We start from the raw sequence: 18,295 nt of genomic DNA, 5'->3' as shown, positions 1-18,295 counted from the left end.
TCGGAGCGGACCGGCGGGCCGCCGCCCGCGGTCAGTGCAGCAGGGGCAGGAAGAGGGTGTCGACGATCTCCTCCAGGACGTCGTCGGGCGCGGGCGCGAACGTGGTGAGGATCTGGAGGCGCAGCAGGTCGAAGGGGAGCGACTTGAGCCGGGGGGTGAGCCGGGCCGGGTCGACCTCGCCGCGGGCGGCGGCGCGTGCGAAGAGCAGGTCGAGTGCTTCGGCGCGGCCGGTGACCAGGGGGTCGACGAGGTCGGCGGGGCTGGTGCCGGACTCCTGGCGGTAGCCGGCCAGGTGCATCTGCACCACGGTGATGAGTTCGACCCGGGTGGTGTTGATCTCCCGCATCAGGGTGAGGACGTCCCCGCGCAGGCTCCCGGTGTCGGGGGTGTCGATCCGGGCCCCCCGGACGGCGTGCACGATGGCGGCGCGGGCCAGTTCGTCGCGGTTGGGCCAGCGCCGGTAGAGGACCGGCGGGCTGGTGCCGGCGCGCTTGACGACGGCGTCCATGGTGAACCGGGCGTAGCCGTGGTCGGCGAGTTCCGCCCAGGCCGCGTCGAGCAGTGCCTTCTCCAGTGCCGGCCCGCGGCGTCGCTCGGCCATCGCCGATCCCTCCGTTAGGAAGACTTGTCTTTCTTATTCTAGCGCCCTACTCTGGCCGCCGTAAGATAGAACTGTGTATCTAAAGGAGCCGTCGTGGGCACCCCCCACCGCACCGACCCCGCCGCCGCACCCGCGCCCGCCGCCGCACCCGCCGCCACGCCGTCCGGCCCCGACCGGGTGGACCCCGCCGTGTGGCGGCTGGCCGTCACCCTGATCACCGGCGCCCTCGCCGTCGTCTTCGACACCACCATCGTCAGCGTCGCCCTCGACGACCTCGCCGAGCGGCTGCACGCCCCGCTCTCCACCGTCCAGTGGGTGGGCACCGGCTACCTGCTCGCCGTGTTCGTCACCATCCCGCTGGCCGGCTGGGCCCAGGCGCGGTTCGGCGGCCGCCGGCTCTGGATCGCCGCCCTCCTCGGCTTCCTGCTGGGCTCCGTGCTCAGCGCCCTGGCCTGGGACGCGGCCTCCCTGATCGCCTTCCGGATCGTCCAGGGCGTCGCCGGCGGGCTGATGATGCCGCTGGTCAGCACCCTGCTGATGCAGGCCGCCAAGGGGCGCAACACCGGCAAGGTGATGGCGATCATCACCGTGCCCACCGCGCTCGGCCCGATCCTCGGCCCGGTGCTGGGCGGACTGATCCTGCACGTCGCCGACTGGCGCTGGCTGTTCCTCGTCAACATCCCGTTCTGCGTCGTCGGCGTGCTGCTCGCCCGCCGCGACCTGCCCGACGACCGCCCCGGCCCGGACCGGCCGCGCGCCCGGCCGGACGTGCTCGGCATGCTGCTGCTCTCCCCGGGCTGCGCCGCCGTGATCTACGGCCTCTCCCGGGTCGACGGCCGGGGCGGCTTCGCCACCGCCGAGGTGCTCGTCCCGCTGCTCGGCGGGCTCGCCCTGGTCGCCGGCTTCACCGCCCGGGCGCTGGCCCGCCCCGAGGGCGCGCTGGTCGGCGTGCGACTGTTCCGCCACCGTTCGGTGGCCTCCTCCGCCACCCTGCTCTTCCTGGGCGGCGTCGCGCTGTACGGGCCGATGCTGCTGCTTCCGCTGTACTTCCAGCAGCTGCGCGGGCAGGACGCGCTCGGCGCAGGCCTGCTGCTCATCCCGCAGGGCGTCGGCGCGCTGCTGGCCCGCGGCCTGGCCGGCCGCTACACCGACCGCTTCGGCCCCCGCCGGGTCTCGCTCGCGGCCTTCGCCCTGGTCGCCGCCGCCACCGTGCCGTTCGCCTTCGTCGGCGCCGACACCGGTCTGCTCCCGCTGGCGGCGGCCCTGTTCGTCCGCGGCCTCGCGCTGGGCGCCGCCATGATCGCCCCGGCCGGTGCCGCCTTCGCCGGTCTGGAGCGCGCCGAGATCCCCGACGCCAGCATCATCACCAGGGTCGCCCAGCAGATCGGCGGCTCGGTGGGCATCGCGCTGCTCACCGTGGTGCTCCAGCACGGCACCGGCGGCATCCGCACCCCGACCGCCCTGGCCCAGGGCTTCGACCAGGCCTTCTGGTGGTCGGTGGCGCTCACCGCCGCCGCCGTGCCGCTCTGCCTGCTGCTGCCCGGCCGCCCCGAGACCGGCCGCCCCGAGACCGGCCGCCCCGCCGCCGAGGGCGCCGCTCCGGCCGGTGCCGGGGACTGACGCACCGCAGGCCGTCGGCCCCGCACCCGGAGGAGACGGGTGCGGGGCCGACGGCGCTTCGCCGTGCGGGCTCAGTGCTCGTGCAGCGCCCACCGGCTGCCGTCGACCCGCGTCGTGCCCGGCAGGGCGATCAGCTCGGGCTTGAACAACGGCGGCGCGCCCATCGCGGGCTCCCAGGTCGCCAGCGACTCGTCCTGGGGGACCTCGATCCGCCGGTCGGCGGCCAGGTCGGCGACCACCTTGAGCAGCAGCCGCACCCCGAGCGGCGCCAGGTGGTCGCGCCACAGGCTCTGCGCGGTCGAGCCCGGCGGTACGAACAGGTGCTGCTGGGCGGCGATCGGGCCGCCGTCGGTGCGCTCGGTCAGGTGGTAGACGCTTCCGCCGGTCACCTTGTCGCCGTCGCGGATCGTCCACCGGATCGCGTCCCGGCCGCGGTGCAGGGGCAGCAGGCTGGGGTGGTAGCCGATGGTGGCGACGGCGGCCCGGGCGCGGGTCTCCCGGCCGAGGAAGGCGTGCGAGTGCGCGGCGAGGATGACGTCCACCCCGTCGGGGACGTGCCGGGCCCGCAGTTCGGCCGAGTCCGTCCAGGGGATGTCCCTGGGGAACGCCCAGGCCCGTACGCGGTCCCAGCACATCGCGTCGGCCTCGTCGGACCGTCCTCTGCGCAGCCGGGGCGCGGCCGCACCGACGATCTTGTGTCCGCCGTCCAGCAGGGCCTCCGCGACCTGCACCGCGAACGCCCCTTGTCCCGATAGGTAGATGTTCAACCGTCCTCCTGCGCTCACTGGTCGGGTCGGGTCGGGTCGGGTCTCGGTTTCGGCGTCGGCGCGTCAGTCGGCCCCGTCCAGTCCGGCCCCGTCCAGCCCGGCGCGGTCGGGCTCGAAGCGCACCGGCAGGGTGGCGAACCCGGTCAGGAAGTTGGAGCGGATCGGCCGCGGCTCGGCGGTCAGGTCGAAGCCGGTGGTGAAGTCCCGCAGTGCGCCGAGCAGTTCGGCGATCTCCACCTTGGCCAGGTAGGAGCCCACGCAGAAGTGCGGGCCGTACCCGAAGGCCAGGTGCTTGTTGGGGGTGCGGCCGAGGTCGAAGTGCTCGGGCCGGTCGAAGACCCGCTCGTCCCGGTTGCCGGAGGCGTGCCAGAGCGTGACGATCTCGCCGGGCCGCAGCCGTACGCCGTGCACCTCGGTCTCCCGGACGACGCTGCGCCCGAAGTGCAGGGTGGGCGAGGCCCATCGCAGCACCTCGTCCACGGCCGTCCCGAGCTCGACCTCGCCCCGCTTGAGCCGGTGCCACTGGTCGGGCCGGGCCGCCAGGGTGCGGACGCAGTCGATCATCGTCAGCCGGCTGGTCTCGTCGCCGCCGATGATCAGGCTGTAGCAGTTGAGCACCACGTCCTCGTCGGTCAGCGGCACGCCGTCGATCGAGCTGGCGACCAGCATGCTGATCACGTCCTCGCCGGGGTGCTCGCGACGCTCCTCGACGACGTCCATGAAGTACATCAGGATCTCGTTGCGGGCCATCTCGGAGTCGACCTCGTCGACGTCCTCGTCGTCCGCCGAGAGCGCCGCCCTGGTGAGGCCGAGCAGGTGGTCCTGGTCCTGCTCGGGCACGCCCAGCAGGCTGCAGATGGTGGTCATCGGGATCCGGGCGGCGATCTGCTCGGCGAAGTCGCAGCCGCCGGAGGCGACCGCCGCGCGGATCCACCGCCGGGTGTTGGCCCGGACGGTGGTGGCCACCTCGTCCAGCACCCGTGGGGAGAGCACCCGTTGCAGGATCTTGCGCAGCTCGTGGTGGCGGTGCCCGTCGGTGACGGCCAGCATCCGGCCAGCCCCGGCGTCGCCGCCCTCCAGCAGGGTGACCAGGACGTTGCCGCGCTCGGAGGTGAAGTGCGCGTCGTCCCGGTAGGTGGCCAGGATGTCCTCGTGCCGGGAGAGCGCCCAGAACCCGCGCCGGCCGTCGGCCGGGGGGTTCCAGTGCAGCGGCGCCTCGTCCCGCAGGGTGCGCCAGTACCCGTCGAGGTCGAGGTCGGGATCGGCGAAGGTGGCCGGGTCGCCCAGGTCCACGGCGGCCGGGGCGAGCGCCGGGCCAGGGGTCGGGGCCGGGGCCGGGGTGCGCACGGTCACCAGTCCGTGCGCCAGAACCGGCGCGGCTGGAAGGGGTAGGTGGGCAGCGGCACCCGGTGGCTGGCCTCGCCGCGGTGCAGGGCGTCGAAGTCCACCGGCCGGCCGCCCACCCAGGCGGCGGCCAGCTCGGCCAGCGCCCCGGCGTCCCGGCCGACCGGCACCAGGCCGTGGTCGGTGCGGGCGAACGCGCCCGGGTCGACGGCCGGGGCGGCGGCGGTCGAGGTGACGACGCCGCCCGCGGGCTCCCCGGCGAGCGCCGCGATCAGCTCCTCCCGGCTGCGCACCACGGCCGCCCAGCGGCGGGGCAGCACCTTGCGGCCGAGGTTGAGGCTGTAGCAGACGTCGTCCAGCCGCAGCGTCGGGTCGGCCGCCAGCCGCTCCCGGAGCCGGGTGCGCTGGCGGGCCAGGGTCTCGTCGTCCAGGGCGGACAGGGTGGCCAGCCGGGGCCGGCCCGCCTCCTCGGGCTCGCGCCGGGCCGGGGCCGGCGGCTCCTCCAGCAGCAGGTGGGCGTTGTAGCCGCCGCCGCCGATCGAGGTGATGCCCGCCCGGCGGATACCGGACTCCGGCTCCCAGTCCGCCCCTTCGAGCTGCGGCACGAACGGAGTGCCGGGCAGGTCGAGGTCCGGGTTGACCTCGGTCAGGTTGATCGTCGCCGGGAGCTGCCGGTGGTACAGCGCCAGCGCGGCCTTGACCGCCCCGAAGCCGCCGGAGACCACGCCGCCGTGGCCCACGTTGCCCTTGACCCCGCCGATCGAGGTGGTCGCGGTCTGCTTGCCGAACGCCATGGTCGCCGCGTGCACCTCGAGCTCGTCGGTCATCGGCAGGCCGAGTCCGTTGGCCTCGTACATGCCCACCGTCTCGGGGGCGACGCCGCCGACCTCCATGGCGCTCGCGATGCAGGCGCTCAGCCGCTCGGGCTGGGCCAGGCCGTAGGCCATCGCGCTGACCCCGTTGTTGTTCACGGCCGAGCCCTTGACCACGGCGTAGACGTGGTCGCGGTCGGCGACGGCGTGCCCCAGCGGCTTGAGCAGCACGGTGACCACGCCGCTGGACAGCGCGGTGCCGGTGCCGTTGGCGTCGAAGGGGCGGCAGTGGCCGTCCCGGGACAGGATCCGGTTCTCCTCCCACAGGTGGCCGCGCGGGTGCGGCAGCCGCACCATCGCGCCGCCCGCGACCGCCAGGTCGGTCTGGCCGAGCAGCAGCGACTGACAGGCCAGGTGCACCGCGTAGTGGAAGCCCGCGCAGACGGCCGCGACGGTGACGGCCTCGCCGGTGAGCCCCAGGTAGTACAGGGCGTTGGAGGTCATGGTGTCCGGCGACCAGGCCAGGCTGGCCTCGATCGCCTCCGGGCCGACCGACACCCGGTCCGGCGGGGAGCTGTAGAGCGCGGCGGTCTGCGGGTTGTTGGCGCCGTACATCCCGATCTCGGCGTCCAGCCGCTCCGGGTCGTAGCCGCCGTCCTCCAGCGACTCCCAGGCGCTCTCCAGGAACAGCCGGTTCTCCGGGGTCATCGCGGCGGCCATCCGGTCGCTGATGCCGAACACCGAGGGGTCGAACCTGTCGTAGGTGTCCAGCACGCCGCAGGCGCGCACGTAGAAGGGGCTGTGGATCAGGGTCTCGTCGACGTGGATGTCGTCCTTGGCCAGGAAGGAGATCGACTCCCGGCCGTGGACGAGGTTGTCCCAGAACTGTTCCTTGGTACGGGCGCCGGGGGCCCGTAGCGACATGCCGATGACGGCCACGTCGCCCGGGTCGTAGTCCTGCTCGGGGGCCTGCTCGGGGTGGTCGGTCATGGAAGGCTCCTGCTCCGTGGTGGGGTGGGGCGGCTCGGGTCGCGGGCTCAGCGGTCGCCGGCCGGGCGTCCGCGCAGGGCCGCGCGGCGGGCGCCGGCCCGGCGGCGGGCCGACTGCACCACCTCGGGGGTCGCGCCCTCCTCCTCGTCGAGCCAGCGGGCGAGCGAGGCGATGTCGCGGAAGCTGAACAGGTCGGGCACCCGGACCCGCCGGTCGAAGCGACGGGTCATCAGCCGGGCCAGCCGGATCAGCAGCAGCGAGTCGCCGCCGAGGTCGTAGAAGGCGGCCTGGACGTCGATGCCGGACGGTTCGAGGTCGAGCAGCTGCCCCCAGATCTCGGCCAGGGCGAGCTCGGTGGGCGTGCTCGGCGCGGTCGTCGGCCCGCCGGTGCCGGCGGCCGGCGGCTCGGGGAGCGCGCTGCGGTCCAGCTTGCCGCCCGGCCCGAGCGGCAGGGCGGGCAGCACCACCAGGGTGGCGGGCACCAGGTAGTCGGGCAGTTCGGCGGCGAGCCGGGCGGTGACGGCGCCCTGGAGCGCCGCGTCCAGCCGGGGCCCGTCCGGGGCGGGGCCGTCGCCCGCGGGCACCAGGTAGCCGACCAGCCGGTTGCCGCGGACGGCGGCGGCGGCCTCCCGGACCTCGGGGCAGCCGGTCAGCCGGGCCTCGACCTCCTCCAGCTCGATCCGGTAGCCGCGCAGCTTGACCTGGTGGTCGGTGCGGCCGAGGAAGCGCAGCTCACCGCCCTCGGTGAACGCGACCAGGTCGCCGGTGCGGTACATCCGCCCGCCCGGGTGGAACGGGTCGGGCAGGAAGCGCTCGGCGGTGGTCTCCGGCCGGTTGACGTAGCCGTGCGCGACCCCGGCGCCGCCGAGGTACAGCTCGCCCGGGGCGCCGGTCGGGACGGGCCGGCGCTGCTCGTCCAGCACGTACACCAGGGCGCCCTCGGTCGGCGGGCCGATCGTCGGCTCCTCGGCCGACTCCTCGGGGACGAGGCCGAAGGAGCAGAACACGGTGCCCTCGGTGGGGCCGTAGGCGTTGAACACCCGGGTGGCGCCGGTCTCCCGGTACGTCCGGTCGACCAGCTTGCGGCGCAGCGCCTCGCCGCCGAACACCACGGTGCGCAGGTTGGGCGGCAGCGCCCCGGCGTCGAGCAGGCCGTTCATCACCGACGGCACGGCGTTGAGGTGGGTGATCCGGTCGGCGTACCGGCTCTCCGGCAGGTGCACGGCGCTCTCGACCAGCACCACGGCGCCGCCCCGGCACAGCGCGTTGAAGATCTCCATCACGGACATGTCGAAGCAGACCGAGCTGGCCGCCGCGACCCCGCTCAGGTCGCAGCCCTCCAGGACGCGGTCCATCGCGGCGAGCATCGCCACCGCGCCGCCGTGCCGCACCGCCACGCCCTTGGGCCGGCCGGTGGAGCCCGAGGTGTAGATGATGTACGCGGTGTCCCCGGGCACGACCGGGACGGGCCTCGCGCCCGGCTCGGTGCGCACCGCGGCGCCGTCCAGCACCAGCACGGTCGGGCCGGGCGGGCAACTCGCCCGGGAGGCGGGGGTGGTGAGCAGCAGCCGGGTGCCGCTGTCCTGCACCATGAGGCCCAGCCGGTCGGCGGGGTAGTTCGGGTCCAGCGGCAGGTAGCAGGCGCCGCTGCGCAGCGCGGCCAGGAGGGCGACCAGCAGGTCGGGGGTGCGTTCGACGCAGATCCCGACCGGGACGCCCGGGCCGGCCCCGGCGGCGGTCAGCCGTTCGGCCAACTCGGCCGAGCGGCGGTCGAGTTCGCCGTAGCCGAGGACGCCGGCCTCGGCGTACACCGCGATCGCGTCGGGGTTCTTGGCGGCCAGTTCGACGAAGGCGGAGTGCAGGGTGTCGGTCACCGGTCCGCCTCCTCGGGCAGGCCGGCCGGGGCGACGGCGCCGAGGGCGAGGCCGGGCCGGGCGATCGACTCGAAGAGCACGGTGCGGTACAGCGCGAGCAGTGCGGTCACGGTGTGCCTTTCCAGGTAGCTCGGTTTGAACTGGACGTGGCCGGCCACTTCGCCGTCGATGTCGGCCATCGAGATCTCCAGGTCGAACTTGGCGAGGTGGCGGCGCACCTGCAGCGGTTCGAGCGGCAGGGCGCCGTCCGGGGTGAGGGTGGAGCCGACGCCGTGGAAGAGCTTGACCGAGCGGGGGAAGGCCTCCGAGGACAGCCAGTTGACCACCACGTCGAACCACGGGGAGCGGCCCTCGGCGCGCGGCGGCCGGAGCCGGGAGGCCAGCAGGTCGAGGGGGTAGTTCATGTGCTCCAGCAGGCCGAGCGAGAAGTCGTGCACCTCGCGCAGCAGGTCGCGGAAGCTGCGGTCGGCGGCCGGGTTGGCCCGGACCAGCACGGTGTTGAGGTAGTAGCCGACGGCGGACTCCCAGCCGGGCTCGGCCCGTTGGGCGATCGCGGTGGCCAGCACCGCGTCCTCGGTGCCGACCGCGCGGTTGAGGGTGGCGAAGAACCCGGCCAGCACCACGGTGCTGATCGACACGCCCTCGCGCAGCGCGAACTCCCGCAGCAGCCGGGTCTCCTCGGCGCTCCAGCGGAACGCCAGGTCGCGGCCCTCGTAGGTGACGCCCGGCGGCCGCTCCCGGTCGGACAGGTCGAGGTGGGCGGGCGGGTCGGCCAGCTTCGCCGACCACCAGTCCAGCGCCGCCGCGGCGGCCGGCCCGGCCAGCCACTGCCGCTCCCATGCGACGAACTCGGTGTACGGGGCGGCCGGTGCGTCGGCGCCTTGGTCGGCAACCGGGTCGGCGCCTTGGTCGGCGCCCTGGCAGGAGGCCTGGTAGAAGGCCTGGAGTTCGCGGATCATCACATCGGCGGAGGCCGCGTCCGAGGCGATGTGGTGGACCAGCACCAGCAGGTAGTGGTCGGCCGGACCCCGGCCCAGCAGGACGACCCGCACCAGCGGCCCGTTGTCGAGGTCGAGCGGCCGGTGCCCCTGCCGGGCCAGCTCCTCGCGGGCCTGCTCCTCGTCCAGCGCGGAGCCGTCCAGCGCCAGGAACTCGTACACCGGTTCGTCCAGGACGACTTGGTACGGCCGCCCGCCCGCCTCGACGAAGAGGGTGCGCAGCGCCGGGTGGCGGGCCGTCACGGCCCGGACGGCGCGCTCCAGGGCCTTCTCGTCGACCGTGCTGCGGATCCGGGCGGTCACCATGAAGTTGTAGGGGACGGCGTCCGGCGAGACCATCTGCATGAACCAGAGCGAGGCCTGGCCGTGCGAGGCGGGTGCCAGGGCGAGGCCCAGGTCGTCGGCGCGCAGCTGCTCCAGGGCCGGCGCGTCGGTGGCGTCCAGCAGGCCGCGGGCGTCCAGTTCGTCGAGCAGTTCCTCGGCGTCCAGCTCGGAGAGTTCGTCGAGGAAGGCGTGGTCCGCCGGGCGGGTGGGGGCCGGCACGGGAGTCGGCGCGGCAGCCGGTGCGGGTACGGGGGCGGTGGCGGGGGCGCCGCCGCCGGTGAGCTCGACGAAGTGGCCGACCACCTCGGAGATCGGGCGGCCGTCCAGGAACACCACCGGCGACACCCGGTGCCCGAACAGCGCCTGCATCCGGTTGACCAGCCGGATCCCCACCATCGAGTCCAGGCCGAAGTCCCGCAGGCAGGCGCCGGTGTCGAAGCCGCTCACCGGCACGCCCAGCGCGTCGGCGAGTTCGGCGAGGACGACCTCCGCCACCGGCCGGGCCGCGGGCTCGGGCCCGGCCTGCACGACGGCCTGCACGTCGGCTTGTACGACGGTCGCCGCCGCGGGCGCGGTGGCGACCGGCGCAGCCGCCGGGGCGGCCGGGGCCCGTGGGGCCTGCGGCTCGGTGTCGATCCAGTAGCGCTCCTTCTGCCACGCCACCAGCGGGGTCTCCACCGGCTCGACGTCGTCGTCGAACAGCGGGTCGAAGGTCAGCGGCAGGCCCCGGACGTACAGCGAGGCGGCCGCGCCCAGCAGGCAGCGCAGGTCGCTCTCCTCGCGCCGCAGCGAGTTGACCGCGTGCACCCGCGCCCCGCGGGTGAGGGCGATCTCCTCGACCGCGCCGCGCAGCGTCTCGTGCGGGCCGATCTCGACGAAGGTGCCGATGCCCCGGTCGACCAGCGCCCCGATGGTCTCGGCGAAGCGGACCTGGTTGCGCAGGTTGTGCACCCAGTAGTCCACGTCGGTGGCCGGGTTGACCGCCTCGGCCAGCGCGGTGGAGTGGAAGTCGATGACGGGCGGCAGCGCGGTGATGCCCTCGATGCCCTCGCGCAGCGGCTGGAGCAGCGGGTCCATCCCCGGGCTGTGCACCGGCCGTTCGACCCGGATCCGGCGGACCGACACCCCCTCCCGCCGCAGGTCGGCCTCCAGGGCGTCGACGGCCTCGGGCGAGCCGGAGACCGCCGCGCTGGTGGGGCTGTTGACCACGGCGACGGCCGCGTGCGCGGCGTACGGGGCGAGCCGGGGCAGCAGCTCCGCCTCCGGCAGGTCGACCGAGATCATCGAGCCCGCGGCCGCCTTGCGTTCCAGCAGGTGCGAGCGGGTGACCACGACCCGGGCGGCGTCCTCCAGCGACAGCGCCCCGGCCACGCAGGCGGCCGCGACCTCGCCCAGGCTGTGCCCGACCACGGCGGCCGGCTCGACGCCGAGCCCGAGCCAGACCTTCGCCAGCGACACCTGGAGGGCGAACAGCACCGGCTGCTGGACGTCCATCTCCTCGTACCGGGCCCGCTCGGCCGGGGCGGCCAGCTGCTCCAGCACCGAGCAGCCGCCGGCGGCGCGCACGGCGGCGTCGCAGGCGGTCATCCATTCACGGAACCCGGCGTGGGAGCGCAGGAGTTCGCGGCCCATGCCGACCCACTGGGTGCCGCCGCCGGAGAACACCAGCGCCACCCGGCGGTCGACGTTCCCGGAGACCGCCCCGGTGACGACCTCGGGGTGCGGCCGGCCGGACGCGACCCGGGCGAGGCCGTCCAGGACGTCCTGCCGGCTGCGGGCGAACAGCGCGATCCGGTGGTTGTGGTGGGTGCGCCGGGCGGCGAGGGTGTACGCGAGGTCGGCGACCCGCAGGCCGGGGTCGCGTTCGACGCGGTTGGACAGTTCGCGGCAGGTGTCGGCCAGCGCGCCCGCCGTGCGGGCCGTGACGGGCACCAGGTGCAGCCGGCCCGCCGGGGCGGGGTCGGCCTGGCCGGGGGCGGTGTGCCGGCCCCGGTCACCGGCCAGGAAGGGGTGCGCCGGGACGGCCAGCCCGGCCGCGTACAGCGCGCCGAGCGAGCCGAGCAGGGTGACGGACTCGTCCTCGCCGCGCCGCAGCGAGGGCAGGGTGGCGGCGGGGAGCAGTTCCGACACCGACTTGAGCAGCAGCGGGTGCGGGCTGAGCTCGATCACCGCGTCGACGTCGTACCCGCGCAGGCCGGTCAGGGCGTCGACCACCCGGATCTCCCGGCGCAGGTTCTCCGCCCAGTAGTCCGGGCCGAGTTCGGCGCCGTCCACGGCCTCGCCGGTGACGGTGGAGATCATCGGGATCCGGGTGCTCCGGGGGCGGATGCCGTCGAGCTCCACCTTCAACGGCGCGAGCACGTGGTCGACCAGCGGGGAGTGCGGGGCGTGGCCCATCCGCACCCGGTGGTTGGTGACACCCGCGTCGGTGAGCCGCCGGACCAGGCCGTCGATCTCCTGCGGGGTGCCGGTGACCAGGGTGGAGCGCAGGCCGTTGCGGCCGGAGAGGGTGAGCCCGCCGGTCAGGTACGGCGCGACCTCGTCCGCGGCGGTCATCACCACGATGCCCTCGCCCCGCCCGACGGCCAACTGCTGGAGCAGCCGGCCGTGGTGGGCGGCCAGCCGGGAGGCGTCGTCGAAGTCGAGTGCGCCGGCCACGTGGGCGGCGGCGAACTCGCCGACGCTCTGCCCGACCACCACGTCCGGCTCCACGCCCAGCGCGCGCCAGGTCTCGGCCAGCGCGACCTGGAGGGAGAACAGCAGCGGCTGGAAGACGTCCATGTCGTCCAGCCGGCCGTCCGCGGAGAGCAGCTGCTCGACCAGGGAGAAGCCCAGCAGCTCCTTCATCCGCCGGTCGGAGCGCAGCATCGAGCGGCGGAACACCGGCATTCCGGCCAGCAGTTGGCGGCCCATGCCGACCCACTGGGAGCCGTTGCCGGAGAACAGGAACGCCACCCGCGGGCGGCGTCCGGCCGCCTCGCCGACGCTCAGCCCGCGGGCCGGCGCCCCGGCGCCGAAGGCGTCCAGCTGGGTGCGGAGTTCGGCCAGGTCCCGGGCGGCGGCCGCGAGCCGGAACGCCCCCTCGCCGGGTGCGCGGCGGCACAGTTCGCGCAGGTCGGTGGCGTCGCGCAGGGCGCGGGCCCGTTCCGCCAGCGCCTCCGGGGAGTCGGCGGCCAGCAGCAGCAGGGAGCCCTCGGGGCGCGGCAGTTCCTCCACCGCGACGTGGCAGATCGCGCCGCCGAAGCCGAAGGAGCTGACCCCGCCCCGGCGGGCGTCGGAGCGCCGCGGCCAGGGCGTCAACCGGTCCTGGACGGTCATCCGGTACTCGTCGAAGAGGATCTGCGGGTTCGGCGTGCTGTAGTGCAGGCTCGGCGGCAGCACGCCGTTGCGCATCGACAGCGCCAGCTTGACCAGCCCGACGATGCCCGCCGCCGCCTCCAGGTGGCCCACGTTGGACTTGACGGAGCCCAGCCGCAGCGGCTCGGTGCGGTCGCCGCCGAGGACGGCGCCGATCGCATTGGCCTCGATCGGGTCGCCGAGCGGCGTCGCCGAGCCGTGGCACTCGATGTAGTCCACCAGGTGCGGGTCGATGCCGGCCCGCCGGTACGCGGTGCGCAGCATCTTCTCCTGCGCCTGCGGGTTCGGCGCCGTCATCCCGTTGCTCAGGCCGTCGTTGTTGGAGGAGCTGCCCTTGATCAGGCAGTACACCGGCAGGTCGCGCTCCAGGGCCACGCTGAGCGGCGCGAGCACGACGACACCGGCGCCCTCGCCGCGGACGTAGCCGTCGGCCCGGGCGTCGAAGGACTTGCAGCGGCCGTCCGGGGCGAGCGCGCCCATCGCGTCCATCGCGGTGTAGTAGTCGGAGACGAAGCTCAGGTTGACGCCGCCGGCCAGCACGAGGTCGCTCTCGCCGAGCTGGATCGACTGGCAGCCGACGTGCACCGAGACCAGGGAGCCCGCGCAGGCGGCGTCGATGGCCATGCTCGGGCCCTGCAGCCCCAGGACGTAGGAGACCCGGTTGGCGATGATGCCGTCGTGCATGCCGGTCGCGGTGTGCGGGGTGATCTGGGCGTCGGGCCCGCGGTAGTGCGCCAGGGCGGCGTAGTCGCCCCAACAGGAGGCCATGAACACGCCGGTGTCGCTGCCGAGCAGGGTGTGCGGGGCGATGCCCGCGTCCTCCAGGGCCTCCCAGCACAGTTCCAGGACCAGCCGCTGCTGCGGGTCCATCTGGACGGCCTCGCGCGGCGAGATGCCGAAGAACAGCGGGTCGAACCGGTCGATGCCGTCGACGAACCCGCCCCAGCGGACCGCGTCGTTCATCAGCGCCCGGCGCGCGGCCGGGACCGGTCCGACGGCGTCACCGCCCTCCACCAGCAGCCGCCAGAACGCGGACGGGTCCGGACCGCCGGGGAAGCGGCAGCCGATGCCCACGACCGCGACCGGCTCGTGGGGACGGGCGCCGCGCTCGGCGCCCCGGGCGGGCTGCGCCTCGCGCGGACCCTCGACCAGGGCCCGGGCCAGCTCGCCGACGGTCGGGTACTGCCAGAGCCAGGTGGCGGGGACGGCGCGCCCGAGGAACGCGGACAGCTCGGCGGCGAGCTCCACCGACCGCGCGGAGTCCAGCCCGTACCGGTGCAGCGGGGCCCGGGGGTCCAGGGTGTTCGCGGACACGTCCAACAGTGCGGATACGCGGGAGAGCAGGAAGTCCGTGACGGCGGACAGGTCCGGCACCGTGCGTTCTTGGGGCATGGCGACTCCCTGGGCAGGGCGGAAGGAGGGAACGGGGAACGGGGGAATGGACGGGGGAACGGGTGGGGCAACGGGTGGGTCGGGACTGCCCGGCCGGACGGCGCGCGACAGCCTGGATCAGCCGCGTGCGGACGTGCGGATCAGCGGCTCGGATCGCTCGGATCGGCTCGGGTGATCGCGCAACAGCGGCCCACTGTGAAGTTCTCGCCGACGCGTGCGGCGCGGCGCCTGCCGGCCGGTCCGTCGGCGCTGTGGTCGCCGTGGACCGCGCGGAGCTGGTGTCCCGGTCCGCCCTGGATGCGGAGGTCGATCGGAAGGCCGATCGGACGGTCGATCGGGTCTGGCGCAACGAGTGTGCGAACTGTGCGAATCGATGTGCAGCGGATCACCGGGTCTTTACCGACCAGCGGGTACGAGAGTGCCACTTGGCGATTGGTGAGACAAGCGTCGTCTGCGAGCCGGTCCGGGCAGTGGCGGGATCCGATCGCCAAAGTGTCCGATTCGACCTGCTCGATCGAACGGCTCGGCCGAACGGCGGCGACGGCGGGTGAACCGCTGCACGGCGGGCTTACGTTCGCGCGCGATACGGCGAACCTGCCTGAGAGGCAAGGGAGTTGGAGCACGGTCGGAACTCCCCGGGGGTGGCGAGGGGTGGACAGCGGACGATCAGCGCGGGCAAGCTGACCCCCATGCCAGTTGCGAGCCCTGAGACAGCGTCAGCCTGCGTCGACCGCTCCTTAGCCCCTCGGGGCCCCGCACGGTGCCCGGCGCTTGCACCGCCCGGTGCACCGGGCCGTACCGGCCGGGCCGACCGTTCCGGCGGCCGGGCATGACCGACGTCGCCGTGCAGCCGCTGACCCGTCCGGGACTGGCCCTCGGGGTGCTGGCCGGGGCGCTCGCCCTGGACGTGAGCGGCCTCGGGGTGCTCAACGCCGCCCTGCCCTCCGTCGGCAGCCGCTTCGACCTCGCCGACACCACCCTCCAGTGGGTGATGACCGCCTATGCCGTCACCTTCGCCGGCTTCCTGCTGGTCGGCGGCCGACTGGCCGACGTGCTCGGCCGGCGGCGGGTGTTCGAGGTCGGCGTCGCCGTGTTCACCGTCTCCGCGCTGGTCGGGGCGGTGGCGCCGAACATCGGGGTGCTGCTGGGGGCGCGCGCCGTCCAGGGCGTCGGCGCCGCGCTGTCGGGACCGGCCGCGCTGGCCCTGCTCTCCGAGGCGTTCCCGGCCGGTCCGGCCCGCAACCGGGCGTTCAGCGTCTACGCGGCGGTCGGCGCCGCGAGTTTCAGCGGCGGCGTGCTGCTCGGCGGCGTGCTGACCCAGTTCCTCGGCTGGCGTTCGGTGCTGTGGTTCTCGGTGCTGCTGGGGGCCGCCGTGCTCGCGGTGACCAGGATCGGCCTGCCCGACGGCCCCGGGCACCGCGGCCGGCTGGACCTGCCCGGCGCGGTCGCCGGCACCCTCGGCCTCACCCTGCTGGTGGTCGGGGTGAGCAGCTCCGGCGCCACGGCCTGGACGGTGCTGGCCGCCGCCGCGCTCTGCCTGGTGCTGTTCGTGGTGCGGGAGCACCGCACCGCCGACCCGGTCCTCCCGCTCGGCCTGTTCCGGCTCGGCTCCGTCCGGGCGGCGAGCCTGGCGGCGTTCCTCCAGTACACGGGCTCGGTCGGGATGCTGTTCTTCGCGCCGCTGTACCTCCAGGGGATGCTGGACTACTCCCCGTTCGAGTCCGGCCTGGCGCTGGTACCGATGTCCGCCGCGGTGTTCCTCACCGCCAACTTCGCCACCGGCCGGCTGCTGGCCCGCTTCACCCCGCGCACCCTGATGTCCGTCGGCCTGGTGCTGATCGGCGTCGGCACCGGGCTCTGGCTGGGCACCCCGCACGAGGGCTCCTACCTGGTGCACGTGCTCCCCGGCCTGGTGCTCAGCGGCATCGGCCAGGGCCTGAACTTCCCCTCGATGACCACCGCCGGGCTGGCCGGCGTCCCGGCCGAACGGCAGGGCGTCGCCGGGGCGGTCAACGTGGTGACCCAGCAGATCGGCGCGAGCGTCGGAGTGGCGCTGCTGGTCCTGGTCGCCGGGACCAGTACGGACCGGCTCGACGGCTACCACCTCGCCTACGTCACCGCCGCCGCGGCCTGTCTCCTCGGCGCCGCCGCCATCGCCGCGGGTCGCCGCACCTGACGGGCCCCGCGCCTGACGGGCCCCGCGCCTGACGCACCCCGCACCCGGCCCGCGGGCCCTGCTCGCGACGGTTGACGGCTCCGGTCCGGTGGAGCATGCTGCTGACGAAGCCAAGCAAGCGCTTAGTCACTCGCGAAAGGCGCCACCCCGTGCCGTCCCTGCTGCTCTCCCGCCGCGACCTCGACTTCCTGCTGTACGAGTGGCTGGACGTCCCCTCGCTCACGGCGCGCCCCCGGTACGCCGACCACTCGCGGGAGACCTTCGACGCCGCCCTGGACCTCGGCGAGCAGGTCGCCACCCGGCACTTCGCGCCGCACAACAAGCGGAACGACGCCGAGGAGCCGCGCTTCGACGGCGAGCGGGTGCACATCATCCCCGAGGTCCGGGAGGCGCTGGCCGTCTTCGCGGACACCGGGCTGCTCGGCAGCGCCATGGACCAGGAGGTCGGCGGCGCCCAGCTGCCCTCCGTGGTGGCCAGCGCCTGCTTCGCCTGGTTCCAGGCCGCCAACCCGGGGACCTCCGGCTACCCGTTCCTCACCGTGGGCAACGCCAACCTGCTGCTGGCGCACGGCAGCCGGGACCAGATCGACACCTACGTCCGGCCCATGGTCGAGGGGCGGTTCTTCGGCACCATGTGCCTGTCGGAACCGCAGGCCGGCTCCTCGCTCGCCGACCTGCGCACCCGGGCGGAGCCGCGCGCCGACGGCAGCTACCGGCTGTTCGGCAACAAGATGTGGATCTCCGGCGGCGACCACGAGCTGTCCGAGAACATCGTCCACCTGGTGCTGGCCAGGATCCCCGGCGGGCCGCCCGGGGTGAAGGGCCTCTCGCTGTTCATCGTGCCCAAGGTGCTGGTCGGTGCCGACGGCACGCTCGGCGAGCGCAACGACGTCGTACTGGCCGGGCTGAACCACAAGATGGGCTTCCGGGGGACGACCAACACCCTGCTCAACTTCGGCGAGGGCGTGCACCGGCCGGGCGGCGAGCCCGGCGCCGTCGGACACCTGGTCGGCGAGCCGCACCACGGCCTCGCCTACATGTTCCACATGATGAACGAGGCCCGGATCGGCGTCGGCCTCGGCGCCACCGCGCTCGGCTACACCGGCTACCTGCACGCCCTGGACTACGCCCGCACCCGCCCCCAGGGCCGTCCGGTCGGGGCCAAGGACCCGGACGCGCCCCAGGTGCCGATCATCGCCCACGCCGACGTGCGCCGGATGCTGCTGGCCCAGAAGTCCTACGCGGAGGGCGCGTTGGCCCTGGTGCTGTACTGCGGCCGACTGCTCGACGAGGAGCGAACCGGCGCCTCCCCGGAGGACCGCGCCCGCGCCCACCTGCTGCTGGACGTCCTCACCCCGATCGCCAAGAGCTGGCCCTCCCAGTGGTGCCTGGAGGCCAACAGCCTCGCCATCCAGGTGCACGGCGGCTACGGCTACACCCGGGAGTACGACGTCGAGCAGTTCTACCGCGACAACCGGCTCAACCCCATCCACGAGGGCACCCACGGGATCCACGGCCTCGACCTGCTCGGCCGCAAGGTCGTCATGGACGGCGGCGCGGGCCTGCGCCTGCTCGTCGAGACGGTCTCGGCGACCACCGCCCGCGCCGCGAGCGCCGGGGGCGAGGCCGCCGAGTACGCGGGCCAGCTCGACGAGGCCGTCCGGCGCATCGTCCCGGTCACCCGGCGGCTGTGGGCGACGGGGGACCCGGAGACGGCGCTGGCCAATGCCACCGTCTACCTCGAAGCGGTCGGGCACACCGTCGTGGCCTGGCTGTGGCTGGAGCAGCTGCTCGCCGCCGACGGGGGCACCGAGCCCGTGCACGAGGGGAAGCGGCACGCTTGCCGGTACTTCTTCCGGCATGAACTGCCCAGGACCGAGGCCCAGTTCAGGCTGTTGGAGAGTCTGGACCGGACTGCCGTGGAGATTCCGGACGACGCGTTCTGAGGGTGGTCCTGCCGGGGTGGAGCCACGGCCGCGGGGGCGGCGCGGGGGGGGGGGGGTGGGGGCGCGGGTGCGGGGGGGGGGGGGCGGGCGGGGC

General features: G+C 74.5%; 10 protein-coding genes. 3 read left to right on the top strand and 7 right to left on the bottom strand.

Annotated elements, in window-relative coordinates:
- Positions 1-31: 31 nt before the first annotated feature.
- A complete protein-coding gene (locus tag ACFC1T_RS20335) occupies positions 32-601 on the bottom strand; it encodes a TetR/AcrR family transcriptional regulator (RefSeq protein WP_375890451.1) in 570 nt (189 codons plus the stop codon).
- A gap of 93 nt (positions 602-694) precedes the next feature.
- On the opposite strand from ACFC1T_RS20335, the gene ACFC1T_RS20330 reads away from it, so the two are divergent.
- On the top strand, positions 695-2,221 hold the full coding sequence (locus tag ACFC1T_RS20330) for an MDR family MFS transporter (protein WP_375890450.1): 1,527 nt from the start codon (positions 695-697) through the stop codon (positions 2,219-2,221).
- Positions 2,222-2,292: 71 nt separating this feature from the next.
- On the opposite strand, the gene ACFC1T_RS20325 is transcribed toward ACFC1T_RS20330, so the two are convergent.
- The 6 genes from ACFC1T_RS20325 to ACFC1T_RS20300 form a co-directional block, all read right to left on the bottom strand.
- Entirely contained in the window at positions 2,293-2,988 is a 696-nt protein-coding gene (locus tag ACFC1T_RS20325; RefSeq protein WP_375890448.1) for a formyltransferase family protein, read from the bottom strand.
- A gap of 63 nt (positions 2,989-3,051) precedes the next feature.
- Positions 3,052-4,341: a cytochrome P450 gene (locus tag ACFC1T_RS20320; RefSeq protein ID WP_375890446.1), complete on the bottom strand. Its 1,290-nt coding sequence runs from the start codon at positions 4,339-4,341 to the stop codon at positions 3,052-3,054.
- Positions 4,338-6,134 (bottom strand): beta-ketoacyl synthase N-terminal-like domain-containing protein, encoded by a 1,797-nt coding sequence (locus ACFC1T_RS20315; RefSeq protein ID WP_375890444.1) that lies wholly within the window; start codon positions 6,132-6,134, stop codon positions 4,338-4,340. The genes ACFC1T_RS20320 and ACFC1T_RS20315 overlap by 4 nt, the downstream gene beginning before the upstream one ends.
- Before the next feature lie 47 nt (positions 6,135-6,181).
- Positions 6,182-8,008 (bottom strand): amino acid adenylation domain-containing protein, encoded by a 1,827-nt coding sequence (locus ACFC1T_RS20310; protein ID WP_375890442.1) that lies wholly within the window; start codon positions 8,006-8,008, stop codon positions 6,182-6,184.
- Positions 8,005-14,079: an acyltransferase domain-containing protein gene (locus tag ACFC1T_RS20305; protein WP_375890441.1), complete on the bottom strand. Its 6,075-nt coding sequence runs from the start codon at positions 14,077-14,079 to the stop codon at positions 8,005-8,007. Before ACFC1T_RS20305 ends, ACFC1T_RS20310 begins: the two co-directional genes overlap by 4 nt.
- A gap of 140 nt (positions 14,080-14,219) precedes the next feature.
- Positions 14,220-14,504 (bottom strand): hypothetical protein, encoded by a 285-nt coding sequence (locus ACFC1T_RS20300; RefSeq protein WP_375890440.1) that lies wholly within the window; start codon positions 14,502-14,504, stop codon positions 14,220-14,222.
- A gap of 404 nt (positions 14,505-14,908) precedes the next feature.
- Here ACFC1T_RS20300 and ACFC1T_RS20295 point away from each other — a divergent pair, with 404 nt between their 5' ends.
- Both ACFC1T_RS20295 and ACFC1T_RS20290 read left to right on the top strand, forming a co-directional pair.
- Positions 14,909-16,255: an MFS transporter gene (locus ACFC1T_RS20295; RefSeq protein ID WP_375890439.1), complete on the top strand. Its 1,347-nt coding sequence runs from the start codon at positions 14,909-14,911 to the stop codon at positions 16,253-16,255.
- Positions 16,256-16,350: 95 nt separating this feature from the next.
- The gene (locus ACFC1T_RS20290; protein WP_375890438.1) at positions 16,351-18,201 is read left to right on the top strand and encodes an acyl-CoA dehydrogenase; all 1,851 of its coding nucleotides are present in this window, start codon (positions 16,351-16,353) and stop codon (positions 18,199-18,201) included.
- Positions 18,202-18,295 lie beyond the last annotated feature (94 nt).

It is taken from the genome of Kitasatospora sp. NPDC056076, assembly GCF_042266305.1.
Taxonomy (GTDB): domain Bacteria; phylum Actinomycetota; class Actinomycetes; order Streptomycetales; family Streptomycetaceae; genus Kitasatospora.
Note: the sequence above shows the minus strand (reverse complement) of the source record. Positions and strands in the feature narration are given on the sequence as shown.

Bases quoted from the DNA above. Each gene is read 5' to 3' on its own strand.
- ACFC1T_RS20335 (WP_375890451.1), bottom strand. From the start codon at position 601: ATGGCCGAGCGACGCCGCGGGCCGGCACTGGAGAAGGCACTGCTCGAC.
- ACFC1T_RS20315 (WP_375890444.1), bottom strand. From the start codon at position 6,134: ATGACCGACCACCCCGAGCAGGCCCCCGAGCAGGACTACGACCCGGGC.
- ACFC1T_RS20305 (WP_375890441.1), bottom strand. From the start codon at position 14,079: ATGCCCCAAGAACGCACGGTGCCGGACCTGTCCGCCGTCACGGACTTC.
- ACFC1T_RS20295 (WP_375890439.1), top strand. From the start codon at position 14,909: ATGACCGACGTCGCCGTGCAGCCGCTGACCCGTCCGGGACTGGCCCTC.
- ACFC1T_RS20290 (WP_375890438.1), top strand. From the start codon at position 16,351: ATGCTGCTGACGAAGCCAAGCAAGCGCTTAGTCACTCGCGAAAGGCGC.